At 63.9% G+C, this 16,021-nt stretch carries 20 protein-coding genes; 8 read left to right on the top strand and 12 right to left on the bottom strand.

Going from position 1 to position 16,021, the window contains the following annotated elements; all coding sequences use genetic code 11:
• Positions 1-92 precede the first annotated feature (92 nt).
• Positions 93-1,061: a helix-turn-helix domain-containing protein gene (locus tag IVB47_RS02320; protein ID WP_027566536.1), complete on the top strand. Its 969-nt coding sequence runs from the start codon at positions 93-95 to the stop codon at positions 1,059-1,061.
• A gap of 56 nt (positions 1,062-1,117) precedes the next feature.
• On the opposite strand, the gene IVB47_RS02315 is transcribed toward IVB47_RS02320, so the two are convergent.
• The 6 genes from IVB47_RS02315 to IVB47_RS02290 form a co-directional block, all read right to left on the bottom strand.
• Positions 1,118-1,543 carry a hypothetical protein gene (locus IVB47_RS02315; RefSeq protein WP_027566537.1) on the bottom strand — a complete coding sequence of 142 codons (426 nt, stop codon included), beginning with the start codon at positions 1,541-1,543 and terminating at the stop codon, positions 1,118-1,120.
• 130 nt (positions 1,544-1,673) lie between these two features.
• Positions 1,674-2,663: a tripartite tricarboxylate transporter substrate binding protein gene (locus IVB47_RS02310; protein ID WP_247290613.1), complete on the bottom strand. Its 990-nt coding sequence runs from the start codon at positions 2,661-2,663 to the stop codon at positions 1,674-1,676.
• A gap of 110 nt (positions 2,664-2,773) precedes the next feature.
• A complete protein-coding gene (locus IVB47_RS02305) occupies positions 2,774-3,784 on the bottom strand; it encodes an FUSC family protein (RefSeq protein WP_247459597.1) in 1,011 nt (336 codons plus the stop codon).
• A 126-nt stretch (positions 3,785-3,910) separates the two neighbouring features.
• On the bottom strand, positions 3,911-4,834 hold the full coding sequence (locus IVB47_RS02300; RefSeq protein ID WP_247459595.1) for a transporter substrate-binding domain-containing protein: 924 nt from the start codon (positions 4,832-4,834) through the stop codon (positions 3,911-3,913).
• A complete protein-coding gene (locus IVB47_RS02295) occupies positions 4,831-5,187 on the bottom strand; it encodes a cytochrome c (RefSeq protein ID WP_247436598.1) in 357 nt (118 codons plus the stop codon). Before IVB47_RS02295 ends, IVB47_RS02300 begins: the two co-directional genes overlap by 4 nt.
• A 10-nt stretch (positions 5,188-5,197) precedes the next feature.
• Complete coding sequence (locus IVB47_RS02290) at positions 5,198-6,862, bottom strand: methanol/ethanol family PQQ-dependent dehydrogenase (protein ID WP_247459593.1); 1,665 nt, start codon at positions 6,860-6,862, stop codon at positions 5,198-5,200.
• 343 nt (positions 6,863-7,205) lie between these two features.
• Between IVB47_RS02290 and IVB47_RS02285 the strand changes: the two genes are divergently transcribed.
• The 4 genes from IVB47_RS02285 (at position 7,206) to IVB47_RS02270 (ending at position 9,133) form a co-directional block, all read left to right on the top strand.
• Positions 7,206-7,598 carry an EF-hand domain-containing protein gene (locus IVB47_RS02285; protein WP_247459591.1) on the top strand — a complete coding sequence of 131 codons (393 nt, stop codon included), beginning with the start codon at positions 7,206-7,208 and terminating at the stop codon, positions 7,596-7,598.
• Between the two features lie 170 nt (positions 7,599-7,768).
• Positions 7,769-7,849 carry a pyrroloquinoline quinone precursor peptide PqqA gene (gene pqqA / locus IVB47_RS02280; RefSeq protein ID WP_018460299.1) on the top strand — a complete coding sequence of 27 codons (81 nt, stop codon included), beginning with the start codon at positions 7,769-7,771 and terminating at the stop codon, positions 7,847-7,849.
• Positions 7,850-7,885: 36 nt separating this feature from the next.
• Positions 7,886-8,791, top strand: coding sequence for a hypothetical protein (locus IVB47_RS02275; protein ID WP_247459589.1), 906 nt, complete (start codon positions 7,886-7,888; stop codon positions 8,789-8,791).
• Positions 8,792-8,923: 132 nt separating this feature from the next.
• On the top strand, positions 8,924-9,133 hold the full coding sequence (locus IVB47_RS02270) for a hypothetical protein (protein ID WP_027566545.1): 210 nt from the start codon (positions 8,924-8,926) through the stop codon (positions 9,131-9,133).
• Between the two features lie 169 nt (positions 9,134-9,302).
• On the opposite strand, the gene IVB47_RS02265 is transcribed toward IVB47_RS02270, so the two are convergent.
• The 4 genes from IVB47_RS02265 to IVB47_RS02250 are packed head-to-tail and all read right to left on the bottom strand — an operon-like array spanning position 9,303 to position 12,122.
• Positions 9,303-9,656 carry a hypothetical protein gene (locus IVB47_RS02265; protein WP_007601387.1) on the bottom strand — a complete coding sequence of 118 codons (354 nt, stop codon included), beginning with the start codon at positions 9,654-9,656 and terminating at the stop codon, positions 9,303-9,305.
• 46 nt (positions 9,657-9,702) lie between these two features.
• Positions 9,703-10,413, bottom strand: a complete 711-nt coding sequence (locus tag IVB47_RS02260; protein ID WP_247459588.1) for an ABC transporter ATP-binding protein — start codon at positions 10,411-10,413, stop codon at positions 9,703-9,705.
• Positions 10,403-11,140, bottom strand: a complete 738-nt coding sequence (locus IVB47_RS02255; protein WP_027566548.1) for an ABC transporter permease subunit — start codon at positions 11,138-11,140, stop codon at positions 10,403-10,405. Before IVB47_RS02255 ends, IVB47_RS02260 begins: the two co-directional genes overlap by 11 nt.
• A 1-nt stretch (position 11,141) precedes the next feature.
• A complete protein-coding gene (locus IVB47_RS02250) occupies positions 11,142-12,122 on the bottom strand; it encodes an ABC transporter substrate-binding protein (protein WP_247459646.1) in 981 nt (326 codons plus the stop codon).
• 87 nt (positions 12,123-12,209) lie between these two features.
• On the opposite strand from IVB47_RS02250, the gene IVB47_RS02245 reads away from it, so the two are divergent.
• A complete protein-coding gene (locus IVB47_RS02245) occupies positions 12,210-12,569 on the top strand; it encodes a hypothetical protein (protein WP_027566550.1) in 360 nt (119 codons plus the stop codon).
• A gap of 67 nt (positions 12,570-12,636) precedes the next feature.
• Here the strand turns inward: IVB47_RS02245 and IVB47_RS02240 are convergent, their stop codons facing one another.
• Together IVB47_RS02240 and IVB47_RS02235 are read right to left on the bottom strand one after the other, a co-directional pair.
• Complete coding sequence (locus IVB47_RS02240; RefSeq protein WP_247402766.1) at positions 12,637-13,455, bottom strand: quinoprotein dehydrogenase-associated SoxYZ-like carrier; 819 nt, start codon at positions 13,453-13,455, stop codon at positions 12,637-12,639.
• Between the two features lie 50 nt (positions 13,456-13,505).
• Positions 13,506-14,432 carry a quinoprotein relay system zinc metallohydrolase 2 gene (locus tag IVB47_RS02235; protein ID WP_247459587.1) on the bottom strand — a complete coding sequence of 309 codons (927 nt, stop codon included), beginning with the start codon at positions 14,430-14,432 and terminating at the stop codon, positions 13,506-13,508.
• Positions 14,433-14,562: 130 nt separating this feature from the next.
• Here IVB47_RS02235 and IVB47_RS02230 point away from each other — a divergent pair, with 130 nt between their 5' ends.
• Both IVB47_RS02230 and IVB47_RS02225 read left to right on the top strand, forming a co-directional pair.
• Positions 14,563-15,444 (top strand): substrate-binding domain-containing protein, encoded by an 882-nt coding sequence (locus IVB47_RS02230; protein WP_247459586.1) that lies wholly within the window; start codon positions 14,563-14,565, stop codon positions 15,442-15,444.
• A gap of 10 nt (positions 15,445-15,454) precedes the next feature.
• Positions 15,455-16,012 (top strand): PQQ-dependent catabolism-associated CXXCW motif protein, encoded by a 558-nt coding sequence (locus IVB47_RS02225; RefSeq protein WP_247359118.1) that lies wholly within the window; start codon positions 15,455-15,457, stop codon positions 16,010-16,012.
• The last annotated feature ends 9 nt before the right edge of the window (positions 16,013-16,021 follow it).

Raw genomic sequence — 16,021 nt, 5'->3', positions numbered from 1 at the left:
GAGGTAAACGTCACGCAATCACGGTTCAGGGCTCCGGCAGCGCGGCTCGCGATTCGCGTCAAAATCTCCGGATCAAACCAGTGGCTGGATTAATGTCCGACACAATTCACACGCTCTCGACGACGGGAATGACGCCGAAGCGGCAGATCCAGAGCTGGATTGACGGGCTGACGAGCCTGTGTGGGCATTTCGACGTCGATCCGCTGGAAGCGTCTTCGCTCGAAGGCCGCATCGACTACACCAGCGTCTCGCGCCTGAAGCTCTGCCAGATCGAAGTCAGCCAGCATCGCATCGCGCACACACTGGCGCGCGCCAAGGCCAACGAACACCCATATATCAAGATCCACTTCCAGACTTACGGCGTGTCCTATTTCGAGCAGGAAGGCCGCCACATCGAGATCAACCCGGGCGACATCATCGCCTATGACGTCTCCTGTCCGCATTCGATCATCAGCCCTGCTTTCACGCGCCACGACGTGGTGATCGTACCCAAAGCGCTGCTGCGCGACCGCGGGTTCCCGTCGCAGCGAATGCCGGCCTGCAAATTGACCTCACGCACGGGAACGGGGCGGATCGCCCACGATTTCGTCCATGCGACCTTCGACGAGGCGGCCAAGCTGTCCGCGAATAGTGCGGTCGGCGTCGCCGATTCGCTGATCGACCTCTTGCTGCTGCCGCTGCGCGAGGCGGACACGATGCTCGATCGCGTCGGTCCCGAAGCGACCTATGTGCGCGCGCAGTTCTTCATCCGCGAGCATTTGCGCGATCCGGATCTGTGCATCGACCAGATCTCCGGCGAGCTCGGCTGCTCCAAGCGTTATCTGCACATGCTGTTCTCGGAGCGCGGCACCACGGTGAGCGACTACATCTGGCAGGCGCGTCTTCAGAATTGCCGCCAGGAGCTCGAGGCCCACGCCGGCAAGACCATCACCGACGTCGCGTTCTCCTGGGGCTTCTCCAGCTCATCGCATTTCAGCCGGGTGTTCCGGAAATATTTTGGCGTAGTGCCGTCCTCGATCCACAAGGCGCAACAGGGCGCGGTTGCCGCGGACGAGCATTAGGCAAACGCCAGGTTCGGCGACGACGACGGTTGACCGTCGCGCGCCCGCGATGTCTCTCACGCCGATATGGCGATGTAGGGAATGCTGGTCAGGAGAGCGGCGAGCAGCACCGCATTGCCGAGCATTCCACTCCAATGTAGTCGGCGTAGCCGGCGCGGGGCCTCGGCATCGCCGGCGTCCCTGGCGCTGAGCTGTTCGTCCATCCGTTGCATGAACCAGCGGCGTCCGTAGATCGCCAAGGCTGCAAGAAGGCCGACGCCCATCGCGGCGACCAGACGACCGTCGAGCAGGAAAGCGACCGCTCCGATGAGTCCGGCAACGCGCATCACCAGAAAATGCGCATTGAACATTCCGCGCAAAAGCTGGGCGACGGGCTGGATATCCAGCTTCACCAGCAGGAAGGCCGGAGACGCCAACGTGAAATAGCCCATCGGAAAGAGCAGGATGATCATGACGGCTACGGCAACGCCATCCGGTGTCATGGGATCGGCCTTTCTCGTCCGCGCCGGTGAGAGCTTCCCGGCAGCGTCGCACAATCATAGCGGGAAAATACGTTTCCGGCACTAGGCTTTGGTCGAATGCTGCGCCGCGAAGAGCGTCTTGTCTCGCGGTTCAGGAGGGCTCGAGGCCGAGCGACCGCGCGCTATCGATCCAGATCGGCAGCTCGCGCTGATACAGCGCGTTGGTGTCCTTGAAGCCGATCGCGGGTTCGAGCACGAACGTGTTGAGAACCTCCTTCACCTTCGGATCGTTGTTGGCAGCAACGCAAAGCTCCGCCAGGCGGTCGACGACCGGTTGCGGTGTCGCCTTCGGCACGGCCCAGCCGGAGAAGCCGCTGACGGTGAAGAATTTCGACGTCGCGCCCTGCTCGGGGAGGGTCTTGATATCGGGGATGGCGTCGACCTTCTTCGAATGAACCGCGAACACTGTGCCGCGATCGCTCTGCAAAACCGATTGCGCTGCCGTGTAGCTGCCCATGGCGACATCGAGCGTACCTTCCAGCATGCCCGTCCACATCGGGGCTTCGCCGCGATAGTGGATCGGCTCGATGGCAAGGCCATACTGCTTGTTGAGCTCGTGGACCGTCATATGCGGGGCCGAGCCCGCGCTATAGGTGCCGAAGTTGACCTTGCCGCTCTTGCGCGCAAAGGCGACGAAATCCTCCAGCGTCTTGACGCCGGTTTTCGGGTTCGCCACCAGCAACAGGCCGGCGCCCGGAATGACGCTGACGAGCGTCAAATCCTTGTCCATGTCGTAGCCCGGAGTCTTCATCACCACCCGGTTCATGATGTAGGTGGTCGAGATCGAGCACAGGATGGTGTGGCCGTCGGGCTCCGCGCGGGCGACCTCCGCCGTCCCGATCGCGCCCGCGGCACCCGGCTTGTTCTCGACGACGACGGTCTTTCCGACCTGCTTGGCAATGAATTCGCCATAGGCGCGTGCGAGCAGGTCAGTCTGTCCGCCGGCGGGATAGCTGCAAATCATGCGGATCTGCCGCGATGGCCACGCAGCCTGCGCCGAGGCGTTGCGCGAGACGAAGGGCGTCGCGAGTGTGGCGGTGCCGGCGGCAATGAAGTGGCGGCGATCGAGTTTTGGGGACATGATTCTCTCCCGGGTTGTCGCCGACGGTACTGCATCGGGTCGCCTCTGCCATGGGTGGCAGGCGAGACAGATTGGCGCATTCGAAGGGCCGCGCTGTGCCTATTCGGGCGTCATCCGGACAATCGCACTTTTCGCATGACCCGCAACCAGACGATTTCGGTCAGGGCTACCGCAAGCAAGCCAAAGGTGCCGCCGATCAGCACGTTGACGACGCGCTCCTCCGCGATGCCGCTGGCGCTGCCGGCGAAAGAGGCGGCCAGCGCGATGAAGAAGCAGCGCAGGCCGAAGCCGATGATGTAGCGGGAGAACGAGATCAGCGTGAGGGTGGCCGCGAGAACCGCGAGCGCATAGCCGACCCGGCCTTGCGGCAGCACCATGCCGGCGAGGAAACCGAGCGGCACGCCGGCGACGGCGCCGATCGCCCGCTGCTTCAGCTTGCCGGTCGAAGCGGCGAGATCGCCGACCACGACGCTTGCGGCCGACCACATCACCCATTGGCCCTGCGCGAGATCGAGGATCTCGACCAGAGCCGCCGCAGCGAACACCGCAAGGGCGGTTGCCGCCGCGGGCACAAACCATTCGGCCGCGGGCGCTCCGAACGAGGTTGCGGCATCGCCGCACCGTCGCTGGTCGTAAATCCGGATGGCGCAGACCAGAGCCAGCGCGATCGGAGAGGACACGATTATCATGCCGGCATGGCGCAGTGCTTCCGAGGCGCTCACGCCCTCCCGCACCTCGCAGGCAAGATACACGGCGGGGATGAACACCCAATTCCCGAGCGTGCGGAAATGTTCGCCGTGGCGCGTCACTGCGACCGCAAGGAATCCGGCGAGCGCCGTCAGCACTGCGAATAGCGGCTTGATCGGGTTCGCGAGGAACAGCGCGGCAAAGGTGAGGAGGATGGCGAGATAATGCCACGCGACGACTTTCGGCGGCAGGTGCAGCCTGAGTGCGGGAATGAGCAACGAGACCGCGACCAACCCGAGATTCAGCAGCGCCGTCTCGCGCGCGATGAAATAGGCGGCGACCATCGGGCCGACGACAATCAGCGCCCGCACCAGCTCGCCGGTCTTGATTTCGCGCGAGAGGAGATCGCGCAGGCTTGCGGCGGAAGGATTCACGATGCCACCAGATGGCCGAATGAAAACGGCCGCATCATAGGGTGCAGAATGTCGCCGAGCTAGCCTTGGTTGTAGCGGCCCATCGCCGACCACTTTATCCGTCATTCCGGGAGCCGGACGCTCCGGTCAACGCTGAATGATCTTCATCCAGACGTCGCCGAGGATCGCGGGCTCACGCGGCGGCAGATAGGTCAGCCCCGCCTGCCTGCCGAATTCGGCGATCTTGCCCTCGGCAGCAAGCCCGGTCAGCGCCTTGTTGACGGCGTCGGTCAGCGCGGGATCGCTGGCGAGCCCGACATAGCCGCGATTGGCCCCGATCGGATAGTAGTAGCCGGACGCGGTGATCGCTGTATCGGGGTGCGCGGCGCGATGGGCGTCGAGGCGGCCGAGGTCGATCAGCGTCGCGTCATAGTCGCCGCGGGCAAGTGCACCGAGGAGATCATCGCGGCCGGGGACGAGATGGGTGATGTCGTCGATCAGGCGCCCCTTGTCGAAGGTCATGAGGATCGCATCGCCGAGCGAGCCGCTCTCGATGACGAGGCGCAGGCCCGCGAGGTCGCCGATATCGGCGATCTTGCGACCCCGCGCCTTCGGTCCGAGCACGACCGTGATCGGCGAGTAGACATAGGGCTGGCTCGGCACGAGCACGCCGAGTGCGACACGGCGGCGCCGGTCGTCGCGCGTGGCGCCGGCAAAATCCGGCAGGCGCGCCGTTTTCATGCCGGGCTTTACGAGGGAGTCCGTCGTCAGCGCATAGCCGCCGACGAGCGAGCAGCGCCCGTCGGACAGCAGCGCATTGGCCTCGAGCTGCGGGCTCGAATCCTCATCCAGCTTGCCTTCGAACCACTGGATCGTCAGGGGCCGTCCGAGCCGGTCGGCGATCGCCTGCGCCAGCAGCACGTCGAACCCAGAGCCCGGCTTGCCTTTGTGATGCACCGAGAGCGGCGGCCGGTCCTCGTCGAGACAAATCTTGAGCGGATCGTCGGCCGCGCGTGCGGCCGTCGCCGCGAGGATCGCGGCAATGCTCCACGCGGCCAGCCAGTGCTTCATGGCTTTCTCCGGCTCGAGATGAAGGCCCAGAGATTTCCGATCTCGTCGTCGCTGAGAATGTCGGCCCAGGGCGGCATCCTGTTGTTCTTGCCGTTCTTCACGGTAGTGACGAAACGCGTCTTGTCGTCGGGGAAGGCGCGCAGGTCCGGCGTGATGGTGCCGGGGTTCATCATGTTGGGGCCGTGGCAGTGCGAGCATTTCTCGGCATAGGTCGACTTGCCATGGTCGATCTGTGCCTGCACGGGATTGCCGGTTGAATCATCCGCGGCACGAACGGTCGCCGCAAGCGCGACCATCGGCACCGCGACGGTGGCGAGGATCGCCACCGTCTTGTGAGATAGCTTTCTCAGCATCGTGCCGTGGTTATTGCTTGACCGCAAAAACCCAAAGCGAGCCGCCGGGCGGGACTTTGGCCAGCCGTTCGTCGCCGGAGAACAGCGAGTAGACGCCGCCGTAGCCGCTCGTCACCGCGACATACTGCACGCCGTCCTGCTGCCAGGTCACCGGTTGTCCTTCGATGCCAGAGCCGGTCTGGAACTGCCAGAGCTTCTTGCCGGTGTCGGCATCGAAGGCCTCGAACTCGCCGGTCAGCGCGCCCGAGAACACGACGCCGCCCGCGGTCGACAACACGCCGGAGAAGCGCGGGATGTCGCTTGGTGCTTCCCACTTCGCCTTGCCGGTCATGGGATCGATCGCCTTCAGATGACCGCGCGGGCCATCACCCCATTCCCAGAGATCGGTGAGGTCCATGCCGAGATACCATTCACCCTGCTTGAAGGTGGCGGGTTCGGTCTTGTACCTGCCGCCGAAGGCGAGCGTGTTGGCGTAAGCGAGGCCGGTCTGCGGATTGAACGACATCGGCTCCCAGTTCTTGCCGCCGAGGATCGACGGATAGACTGTCACCTTCTTGCCCTCACGCGCCTCCTTCGAGACGTCGGTCTCGATGGGACGTCCGGTCTTCATGTCGATTCCGGTCGCCCAGTTGACCTTCACGTAGGGATTGGCCGCGAGCAGCTTTCCGTTGGTGCGGTCGAGCACGTAGAAGAAGCCGTTGCGGTTGGCGTCCATCAACACTTTGGTCGGCTTGCCCTCGACGTTCATGTCGGCGAGGACCATCTCGGCCACGCTGTCATAATCGAACGGATTGTTGGGCGAGAACTGGTAGTGCCACTTGATCTTGCCGGTCTTGGGGTCCATCGCCAGCACGGAGCAGGTGTAGAGGTTGTCGCCCGGGCGCACCGCCGAGTTGAATGGTCCGGGATTGCCGATACCCCAATAGACCGTGTTCAGCTCGGGATCATAGGAGCCCGTAATCCAGGTCGAGCCACCGCCGAGCTTCCAGGTATCGCCCTTCCAGGTGTCGCCGCCGGGCTCGTCGGGGGAGGGGATCGAATGGGTGCGCCACAAATGCTTGCCCGTTACGGGATCCCAGCCGTCGATGAAGCCGCGGGTGCCGAACTCGGCGCCGGAGATGCCGGTGATCACGACGCCGTCGGCGACCAGCGGCGCCACCGTCATCGAATATCCTTCCTTGATATCGGCCGCCTTCTGCCGCCACAGCTCCTTGCCGTCCTTGGCGTCGAGCGCGATCACGTTGGCGTCGAGCGTGGTGCGGAACACCTTGCCCTCATAGAGCGCGGCGCCGCGATTGATGATGCCGCAGCAGACGATGCGCGGCGTTTCGGCAGGATACTCGACCTTGGATTTCCAGATCTGCTTGCCGGTCTTGGCGTCGACCGCCATGGTCGCGTTGTGCGACGTCACGTAGATCACGCCCTGGTACACCAGCGGCTGCGATTCCTCGCTGCGATCGTCGTTGAAAGAGTAGTTCCAGACCGGGACAAGGTTCTTGACGCTGTCCTTGTTGATCTGGTTCAGCGTCGAGAAACGCTGGAGATTGTAGCCCATCCCGTAATTGAGAACGTTCGATGTATCGGTCGCGCCCTTGACCAGCTGCTCGCTGGTTTGTGCATTTGCACAAGTCGATGCAAGCATGACGAGGCTCGCGGCCATCGCAAAGCGTTTCATCCGTTCCTCCCAATATGCGCGCTTATTGACGCTGCGACAGCAACACTCCGCCCGAATGCAAAACGCGTCAATACGAAAGTCGTAATTGCGATGCCGATATGGTGGGCGGCGCGGGATGCCGGTCATCTGACGGAGAGCTGACAAGCAACTCTCACTTGTGCGCAGGCGCTGAAGAAATTCCGCGACACGGAGCAGGAGCGCGTGCGCCACGGCAATGGTCGGGCCGACGGGTTCCGCAAGTTGTACGGGCGCAGGCTGCAATTCGGGGCTTGAACCGAGGCTCGCTTGTGGACTTATGTCGTCGATCTGGCTCGAATCGGAGCTCTTGGTTTGGGAGGTTTTCATGATATCGCGTCGCTCTGTTGCACTTGCGCTCACGATTGCACTGCTGTCCGGTCCGGCATGGTCGGCCTCCGGCAATGCGGTCAAGACGTTCGATACCGACAATGACGGCACGCTCGATCTGGCCGAGGTGAGGAAGGCGGCGGCCGCGTTGTTCGCCAAGCTCGATCCCGATCACGACGGCACGCTCGACGCCCGCGAGTTGCGCGGACGGTTAACGGCGAAAGAACTCGCCGCCGCCGATCCCGATCGCGACGGGACTCTCACGCTCGACGAATATCTCTCGGTGGCGGAGCAGCGCTTCAACGCAGCGAATCCCGACAAGGACGGAACGCTGGATGCGAAGGAGATGAACTCGCGCGCCGGCCGCGCGCTGCTGCGCTTGTTGCGGTGAGAACCGCGCCGCTTGACTGAGAGCGAAGGCGAGTTGCCCGAGAGAGAAATTTGCAAGCGCGATGCGACAGTTCGCTGTGTCAACGGCGCGATTCCAGACTTGCGCTGTGCCTGACGCAGCCCTAGGTTTTGGCCGGCGCGATGTCGCGCTCAATCCCTTGGGAGTCCCGAATGGCCTGGAAAGCTCCGAAGATCGTGGAAGTGCCGGTCGGCATGGAAATCAACATGTACGCCTGCGCTTTGCGCAAGTAGGACTGCAAGTAAGACTGACGACCTGCCGCGGCTTCGATGGCAACCACCGTCGAAGCCGTGGTAGTGTCGGGGATGCGCGCGAGAGCCCATACATTCTGGACCATAGCCGCCTGCATCGTCGCGCTCGCGCCGGTATGCGTCAGCGCCGAAGAGGGCTTCGATACCGAGCACATTTTCGGCTTCATGATCGGCACCGATGTCGGCAATCCCGGCGAGCGCGAATTCCAGACCCAGACGACAGGTCGATTCGGCAAAGGCGGCGGGACCTATCGCGCGCTGTCGCAGGAGGTCGAGATCGAGGTGGTGCCGCTGCCGAACTTCCGCGTCGAGGTCGGCGGCACTACCACCCTGCACGACATCACCGGCGTCCCCGATATCGGCGACCGTCGCCAGTTCAATTTCCAGGGCGCCTCGCTCGACCTGCGTTACCGCCTGCTCGATCGCGAGCGCGCGCCATTCGGGTTGACTGTCGCCGCCGAACTCCATGGCGACCGCATCGACGAGACCTCCGGCGCAAAAGGGCGGATGTACGGTACCGATTTCACGCTCGCTTTCGATCGCGAGCTGATCCCGAACTTTGCTATCGGGGCGCTCAACCTGATCTATCAGCCGGAATGGGCGCGCTTCGAGATGACGGCGCTGTCCGAAAAGAGCTCGACCATCGGCGCGGCGTTCGCCGGCCTCGTGCGCGTGCGGCCCGATGTGCTGCTCGGCGGTGAGGTGCGCTACTTCCGGCAGTACGAAGGCATCGGCCTCGGCGAGTTCGCAGGCCAGGCCCTCTTCGTCGGTCCGACCGCCTATTTCCAGCTTTCGGAGCGCTCGCGCCTGACCATGAGCTGGAGCATGCAGGCCTGGGGCCGTCCGGCCGGATCGGGCGGCAATCTTGACCTCGTCAATTTTGAGCGCCATCAGGCGAGGCTGGTGTTTGGGGTCAATTTCTAGCGCTCGCGCACCGGTTGCGGGGGCAGGCGACGGGCAATTCCCGCTGGATTTCGCGCGGCCGGATTGAAACTTCCCGCTCCTCGGAACGTAATCTCTTGTGCTAATCTTCATCGCTTCTGCGAGGATCCCGGCATGAACCCGATCGACCTGGTGGTGACTGTGTGTGCGGTGCTCTCGCCTGCGACCTGCGAGGAGCAGCATCTGGTGTTCAACTACGCGGGGTCGCCGACGCAATGCGCGATGGCTGCGCCGCCCTATATCGCGCAATGGGTTGGCGATCATCCGAAGTGGCAGGCGGTCCGGTGGCGCTGCGAATATCCGCACCCGAACGACAAGGCGTGAAGCCCTGAGCTGCGTTGCCGGTCGCGACTGGCTTAGGTCCTCATCCTGAGGAGCTTGCGAAGCAAGCGTCTCGAAGGATGGCCGCAGGCGACAGACGGGCCTGCATGGTTCGAGACGCGCGTTCCGCGCTCCTCACCATGAGAGGAAAACGCTCGTAACGCGGCCCGCGTTACTTGCTGCAATCCTTCAGATCCTTGTCGGCGATCGAGAACACCGCATCCGCCTTGATCTCGATGTCGCGCACGATGCACTGCCGTGCATTGGGATAGCTGACCCTGGCGTCGTAGCGGCCGGGCTCGACGCCGGTGATGCGCAGCCGCTCGTCGTGGTCGACCTCCTTGTCCTTGTCGTTCAGGCACTGGTTCGGCCCCCACTCGGTCTTCCCGGCCGGCGAGAGCTGGAAGCCGGAGATCGTCTCCGTCGTCAGATTCCAGAGCCGGATACCTTTGCCCTTGGCCTGCGCGAGCGCCGCGCCCGGCATCGCAACCAACAGGATGCCGATCGCAATCAGCGTACGTCGCATGGTGACCTCCCGCGAAGATTTCGTTGGTCCAGTTGACCATGAGTTCTCATTTTGATTCAAGCTGCAGCGCCGCGAGCTCGGCTCTGATCCTGCCGAGCTCGGCCTCGCTGCGCTCCGCGCGCGGGATGGCAATCGGCACCTCGCGCACGATGCGCGCCGGTCGCGGCGACAACAAGAGCAGGCGGTCGCCGAGCCGGATCGCGTCATCCAGGCTGTGGGTGACGAGCAACGTCATCACCGGACGGCGCGCCATCAGCGTCGCGATCTCGTCGCGCAAACGGCCGGCGAGTGCGTCGTCGAGCGAGGCGAGGGGTTCGTCGAGCACGAGCAGGTCGGGCTCCACCGCAAAGGCCCGGGCGAGCGCGACGCGCCGGGCGAGGCCGAGTGACAATTCGCCGGGAAAATGGCTGCGATGCGCCTCTAGCTCCAGGATCCTGAACAGCTCGGCGAGCTTGGCATCAGTGACATCGGGTGCCGCAAGCCGCACATTCTGCTCGACCGAGCGCCATGGCAGCAGCCGCGGCTCCTGGAAAACCATGCCGATCCGCGCTTCCGGCGGGCGCGAGACGCGCCCCGCGAAATCGCGGTCGAGCCCGAGGATGATGCGCAGCATAGTGCTCTTGCCGCAGCCGGACGGGCCGATCAGCACACCGACCTCGCCGGATTGAAGCGCGAAGTGGACCGGCGCGAGCACCTCCTGCGTTCCGCCGGCCGCACTTCTGAACGTCTTGCCTGTGATATCGACCTCAAGCCGCACGGGGGCGCCACCGGGTCGCACGAGCTTCGAACGGTTGCACCAGCGCGGTCTCGATCACGAGCACGACGGCGGCGAAGGTAAGTGAATAGGCCAGCAGCCGCGGCGTGTCGAACAGCTGGAAAGCGACGCCGATCTCGAAGCCGACGCCGTTCGGCCGGCCCAGGAGTTCGGCGACCAGTACGATCTTCCACACCAGCGACAATCCGGAGCGGGCTGAGGCTGCGATATAGGGCGCCAGTTGCGGCAGCACGACGTGGCGGAAGGCGCGCAAGCGCCGCATCGCGAACACGCTCGCCATCTCGTCGAGCGAGCGGTCGAGCGCGCGCGCGCCCTCGCGTAGGGTAACGATGGCGGTCGGCAGCTTGTTGATGGCGATCGCCGCGATCGCTGCGGCCTCGGTGAGCCCGGCCCAGATATAGGCGAGCACGATCACGACCAGGGCGGGCAAGTTCAGGAGCAGGATCAGCCAGGGATCGCCGAGCCGGTCGGCGAGCTTCACTCGTCCCATCAGATAGCCGATGGCGCTGCCGAGCGACATCGCCAGCACGAAGGCGAGGCTTACGCGGGCAAGCGTGGCGCCGAGATGCAGGAACAGCGCGCCGCTCGATGCTTCCGCGATGACGACGTCGAGCACGGCGGGCGGGGAGGGCAGCTTTGCGGCGCCGACGAACAGCGCGGCTGTCCACCAGATCGCGAGCAACAGGGCAAACGACAGAAGACGCAGCACCTCAGTCTCCGGGAACTGCGTGATAGAACGTGCCTGGCTCGAGTTCAGCGGCCGAGCCAACGAGGTCGCGTCCGCCGGTCTCGGCCAGCACGCGGTAGAGCACGCGCGCGTCCTTTTCTTCGTCATCGATGCTCCGGCGCGGAATGCCGTCGCGATAGCGCTCGCGATAGGTCTTGAGCAGGGTGGCATCGCTCGTGCCGGTGAGCGGTGCGATCTTGTCCCAGGCAGCATCCGAGGTCACCAGCAGTTGCTTGGCCTTGCGGGTCATCACGATGAAGCGCGCCACGGCCTCGCGATGGCTCGCCGCCCAGCTCTCGTCGAAGACATAGCCGACTGCGGAGACGGCGCCCTTGGCGCCGAGCTTCGGCAAAATGTCCTCGATGCCGGCGAGGCGTCTAAAGCCCTTCGCCTCCAGCTGTGCGCAGAAATTCCAGAAGTTGAGGCTTGCATCCATCTCGCCGTCGAGCGCCTTGGCGGCGATCAGGGGCGGAGCCCCATAGACGATAGTTGCCTCCGATTTCAGGTCGATGCCGTCCTGCTTCAAGCGCGCCTGGAGCAGCAGCCAGCTCTTGTCGATGGGACCACCGCCGACCGCGAGCTTGCGGCCCTTCAAATCGGCGAGCGACCTGATCGGCGAGGAAGCCGGCACCATCACCGCGCCGAGCGCGCTGGAATAGGGATAGAAGGTGAGCTTGGCGCCCAGCGTGCGCTCGCGAGACACCCACAGCCAGTCGGACAGGATGATGTCGGCGTTACCCGCACGCAACGCGATCTTACCGGCCTCGGGGCTCGCAAGCTCGGTGACGTCGAGCGACAGGTCAGCCACCTTGTCGAGGCCGCCGGCGCGGATCGCGGCCAGCTCCCAAGAGAATGTTCCGGTCTTCTGCACCGCAAGGCGGATTGTATCCGCGGCGCGGCCGGGCCCGGCTAGTGTCAGCGCCAGCGTCACCGCAAGTGCCAATGATCGACCAATTGCTCTCATCACCTTGTGAGCCGTTTCCTCAGACAGAGTGCTTTTCAGGACAATAGGCATAGCATAACTTCCGTCGCAACCAGCGGGAGGACGCGCATGAATCTGGCCGGACAGCTACGACCGATTGTCGCCGCATTGGCGGTGTGGGCTGCGACCGCGCTCGCCGCGCAGGCTGAAGAGGCCAATGATTATCCGACGTCGGCGCGTGCCGAGTATGTCTATGGCTGCATGAAGGCCAATGGCGAGAGCCGGCAGGCGATCGAGCAATGTTCCTGTTCGATCGACGTGGTGGCCTCGATCGTATCCTATGAGCGCTACGTTACCGCAGAAACCGCGCTCAGCATGTCCCAGGTCCGCGGCAATCTCGGCGTCCAGTTCCGCACCTCGGAGCAGGCGAACTCGGCCGTGAATGATTTGAGGCGAGCGCAGGCGGAAGCCGAGGTGAGGTGTTTCTGACCGCTTCGCGGCGCCTGTAGTGGTCGTCATGCGGCCGGGACAAGTCCGGCCATGACGACCAGGAGACCTACGTCCCCGGCTTCTCCACATCCCACTCGTTGCGGAACACGTGTCCGTCCGTGTCCTTGGCTTCCGCGCGAAAACGCCTGGCGCCGTTGGACACATAGGTGAAGCGCAGATTGGGATCTTCCGAGATCGAGATGCCGCCTTCCATCGAGAGTACGGGGCTGTCGTCCTGCGTCAGCTTGAGCTGGTTGACGAAGAAGGCGGGAATATAGAGCTGCGTGACCTGGTCCATCTGCAGCCCGGAATTATTGGGATGGCCGATCATGATCTGAGCCTCCCGCATGCGGCTCGCCGGTGCCTCCTGGCGCGCGAATTGCCGGTAACGCATCTGCCCGAGCCGGTTCTGGGCTTCCTCCGCATTCTTTCCTGCCGGGGCCGAGCAACCGCCGGAAGCCTTTACATAGACCTTCGAGACATAGAGCTGGCCGTCGCTGAGCTCGGCCACCGCATGGACGTCGGTGTAATTGTTGACGCGCACGCGCGTCGAGATTTCGGTGACGTTGGCATCCGGTCCGAGTTCGAACTTCGCCGCCATCGGCGCGGGATTACGATCGATCACCAGCGTGATCGAACGGATGCGGCGGGCATCGCCAGGCGAGAGCTTGCTGCGCAGAGTGACCGGCACGATGGCCGCGTCCTCGGCACGATACGGCATCTCGATGCCAATGACATTGCCGCCGTCATTCATCGGGCGGTTGCTGAAGATGTCCTGCACCAGGCCCGGCCAGGGATCGTAAGCGTCTTCCGCCTGCGCCGGCACGGCGAATGCAATGCCGAGGAGCAGGGCGATCAGAGGCAGGCGGCGCGTGCATCCCGTCATGGTCATGGTCTCGCGGACGAAGCAACGTTACGGACATCGTAGCGCGTCCGCTACTCCCATTCAATTTCCGAAAATGCTGCGGTTGCGTTGCGGGCATTGTAGTCGTCGAACAGCTCCCAGTGCGGCCGTTCGGAGGCGGCGGCCTTGTCTGCGGCGGTCCGGATCGGCTCGCCCTTCTTGTTCGACGCCCGGACGTCCGCCAACAGTGCCGTCAAATAGCGCCGCTCATCGGTCAGCGCCGCAGGCCATTCGCTCACGGGCCCGTGACCGGGAACGACGCGCTGCGCCGGAATGCTCTGGAGTTCCCCGAGGGTGCCGAGCCAGCCGCGAATGCTGCCGTCCATCACCGGAATATGGCGGAGGAAGACGAGGTCGCCAGTGAACAGCGTCTTCGTCATCTCATCGAACACGGTCAGGTCATTGTCGCTGTGCCCGGCCGGCCAGGCCCGCAAGGTCAGGCGGCGTGCGCCGAGATCGAGCGTCATTGTGTCCGTGACGAGCATTGTGGGCGGCACGATTTTCACAGGAGAGATCAATTCGTCGCCCATGATCCGTCTAAAATTATCGAGATAGTACGGGCCGCGCGCAGCCAGCGCCCGCGGCAGCCTGCTGTGACCGACGAAAACGGTGTCCCCGACTGCGAAGGCCGCATTCCCGAAAACATGGTCGGGATGGCCGTGGGTATTGATGACGTAGCGGATCGGCTTGCTGGTTCGGGCCCGCACCGCCGCCAGCAGCGCCTCGCCCTCGCGAACGCTACCGCCGGTATCAATCACAGCCACCGCATCCTCGCCCACGATGAAGCCGACATTGGCGATGTCACCCTCGTTCTCGCGGGTCATCAGGGCGATGGTCCCGGAGTGTACGAATATTCCCGGTGCGACTTCGCTCACAGGCAATTCGGCCGCTGCGGCGCATGCTAGCGTCGCTGTCACCAGCAGGGACAAGGCTGCGATCACGAGAGCGATGCGAGACACTTTTCCGCCTCAGTTCAAAGGGTTGTGCGCACTGCACTGCAATAAAGAAAAGCCAGCACACAGTCTGGCAAGACATGGCGCGTCATGCGTTGCATGGCTAGCATTCAAACAAGCCCAGGAGGAAGCGCGAATGACGGAGGCCGGACGACATCGTCGCTGGTTGTTTTCACTGAGTATCCTGGTTGCGTCTTGCGCATTCGGCGACGTCGCCATCGCGCAGACCAACGAGACGGGTGACCTCTCGTTCGAGCTGGTCGATCCCAAGGTGTTGCGCGTCTGTTCCGACCCACGCAATCTGCCGTTCTCAAATGAGAAGGGCGAGGGGTTCGAGAACAAGCTTGCCGAGCTGTTTGCGGACAAGCTCCAGAAGAAGCTCGACTATGTCTTTTTTCCGCAAGCCACCGGCTTCGTGCGCATGACGCTCGGCTCGCATCGCTGCGACGTCATCATGGGCTTCCCCCAAGGCGACGACCTCGTGCAAGGCACCAATCCCTATTACCGCACGAGCTATGCCCTGGTCGCGAAAGCAGGCAGCGGGCTGGACGAGGTCGACACGCTCGAGGATGCCAGGTTGAAGGGCAAGCATGTCGGCATCGTCGCCGGCACGCCGCCTGCCACCAACATGGCCATCGCGGGACTGATGGGTGATGCAAAACCCTATCCGCTGATGATCGACACGCGTTACGACAATTCAGCGCAGGCAATGATCAATGATCTCACGGCGGGCAAGATTGACGCCGGCGTGCTGTGGGGACCGATGGCGGGGTTCTACGCGAAGAAGGCGGGCTCGCTTCATGTCACCCCGCTGGTCAAGGAAACCACCGGGCCAAAACTGGTCTATCGCATCGGCATGGGCGTGCGTGGCGCCGACCAGAACTGGAAGCGGCAGCTCAACAAGCTGATCCAGGAGAACCAGGGCGAGATCAACAAGATCCTGCTCGACTTCGGCGTTCCGCTGCTGGACGAGAACGATCGGCCGCTCGGCGCGGAGACGGCCAAAAAGACGCCATGAGGCAGACGCCATGAGGCGGCACCTTGCCGTTGCGCTGGTCGCCGCCATGCTGGCGGCGCCGGGCGTTGCGCAGCAGCAGGAGCCGTTCGAGCCCGAGGGCTATCGCACCGACAATTACCGCGCGCCTGTGCCGGAGACGCTGGGCGGCGCGCGCGTGCTGTCGACGTCAGAGGCCGAGGCGATCTGGCACGCGAGGAGCGGCGCCTTCATCGACGTGCTGCCGCGCGCGCCGAAGCCGAAGAACCTCCCAGCGGGTACCGTTTGGCGCGAGGCGCCCCGCAAGAACATTCCGGGCAGCATCTGGCTGCCGGATACCGGCTACGGCACGCTGCCGCCCGTCATGGACGATTATTTCCAGCGCGGCCTCGCGCGTGCAGCACACGGCGACAAGACCGTGCTGCTCGTGATCTATTGCCTGGCCGATTGCTGGATGTCCTGGAACGCCGCCAAGCGCGCGCTCGCGTACGGCTACTCCAACATCGCCTGGTATCCCGATGGCACCGACGGCTGGGAGCGCGCCAAACTTCCGACCGAGGAGGCTCAGCCGGAGCCGCGGCCGGAGCAGTAGGCAAGAGAT

It is taken from the genome of Bradyrhizobium sp. 62 (genome assembly GCF_023073035.1).
Classification (GTDB): Bacteria; Pseudomonadota; Alphaproteobacteria; order Rhizobiales; family Xanthobacteraceae; genus Bradyrhizobium.
Note: the sequence above shows the minus strand (reverse complement) of the source record. Positions and strands in the feature narration are given on the sequence as shown.

Coding starts and splice junctions, on each gene's coding strand:
- IVB47_RS02320 (WP_027566536.1), top strand. CDS start 93: ATGTCCGACACAATTCACACGCTCTCGACGACGGGAATGACGCCGAAG.
- IVB47_RS02315 (WP_027566537.1), bottom strand. CDS start 1,543: ATGACACCGGATGGCGTTGCCGTAGCCGTCATGATCATCCTGCTCTTT.
- IVB47_RS02310 (WP_247290613.1), bottom strand. CDS start 2,663: ATGTCCCCAAAACTCGATCGCCGCCACTTCATTGCCGCCGGCACCGCC.
- IVB47_RS02300 (WP_247459595.1), bottom strand. CDS start 4,834: ATGAAGCACTGGCTGGCCGCGTGGAGCATTGCCGCGATCCTCGCGGCG.
- IVB47_RS02295 (WP_247436598.1), bottom strand. CDS start 5,187: ATGCTGAGAAAGCTATCTCACAAGACGGTGGCGATCCTCGCCACCGTC.
- IVB47_RS02290 (WP_247459593.1), bottom strand. CDS start 6,862: ATGAAACGCTTTGCGATGGCCGCGAGCCTCGTCATGCTTGCATCGACT.
- IVB47_RS02285 (WP_247459591.1), top strand. CDS start 7,206: ATGATATCGCGTCGCTCTGTTGCACTTGCGCTCACGATTGCACTGCTG.
- pqqA (WP_018460299.1), top strand. CDS start 7,769: ATGGCCTGGAAAGCTCCGAAGATCGTGGAAGTGCCGGTCGGCATGGAA.
- IVB47_RS02275 (WP_247459589.1), top strand. CDS start 7,886: ATGGCAACCACCGTCGAAGCCGTGGTAGTGTCGGGGATGCGCGCGAGA.
- IVB47_RS02270 (WP_027566545.1), top strand. CDS start 8,924: ATGAACCCGATCGACCTGGTGGTGACTGTGTGTGCGGTGCTCTCGCCT.
- IVB47_RS02265 (WP_007601387.1), bottom strand. CDS start 9,656: ATGCGACGTACGCTGATTGCGATCGGCATCCTGTTGGTTGCGATGCCG.
- IVB47_RS02250 (WP_247459646.1), bottom strand. CDS start 12,122: ATGAGAGCAATTGGTCGATCATTGGCACTTGCGGTGACGCTGGCGCTG.
- IVB47_RS02245 (WP_027566550.1), top strand. CDS start 12,210: ATGAATCTGGCCGGACAGCTACGACCGATTGTCGCCGCATTGGCGGTG.
- IVB47_RS02240 (WP_247402766.1), bottom strand. CDS start 13,455: ATGACGGGATGCACGCGCCGCCTGCCTCTGATCGCCCTGCTCCTCGGC.
- IVB47_RS02230 (WP_247459586.1), top strand. CDS start 14,563: ATGACGGAGGCCGGACGACATCGTCGCTGGTTGTTTTCACTGAGTATC.
- IVB47_RS02225 (WP_247359118.1), top strand. CDS start 15,455: ATGAGGCGGCACCTTGCCGTTGCGCTGGTCGCCGCCATGCTGGCGGCG.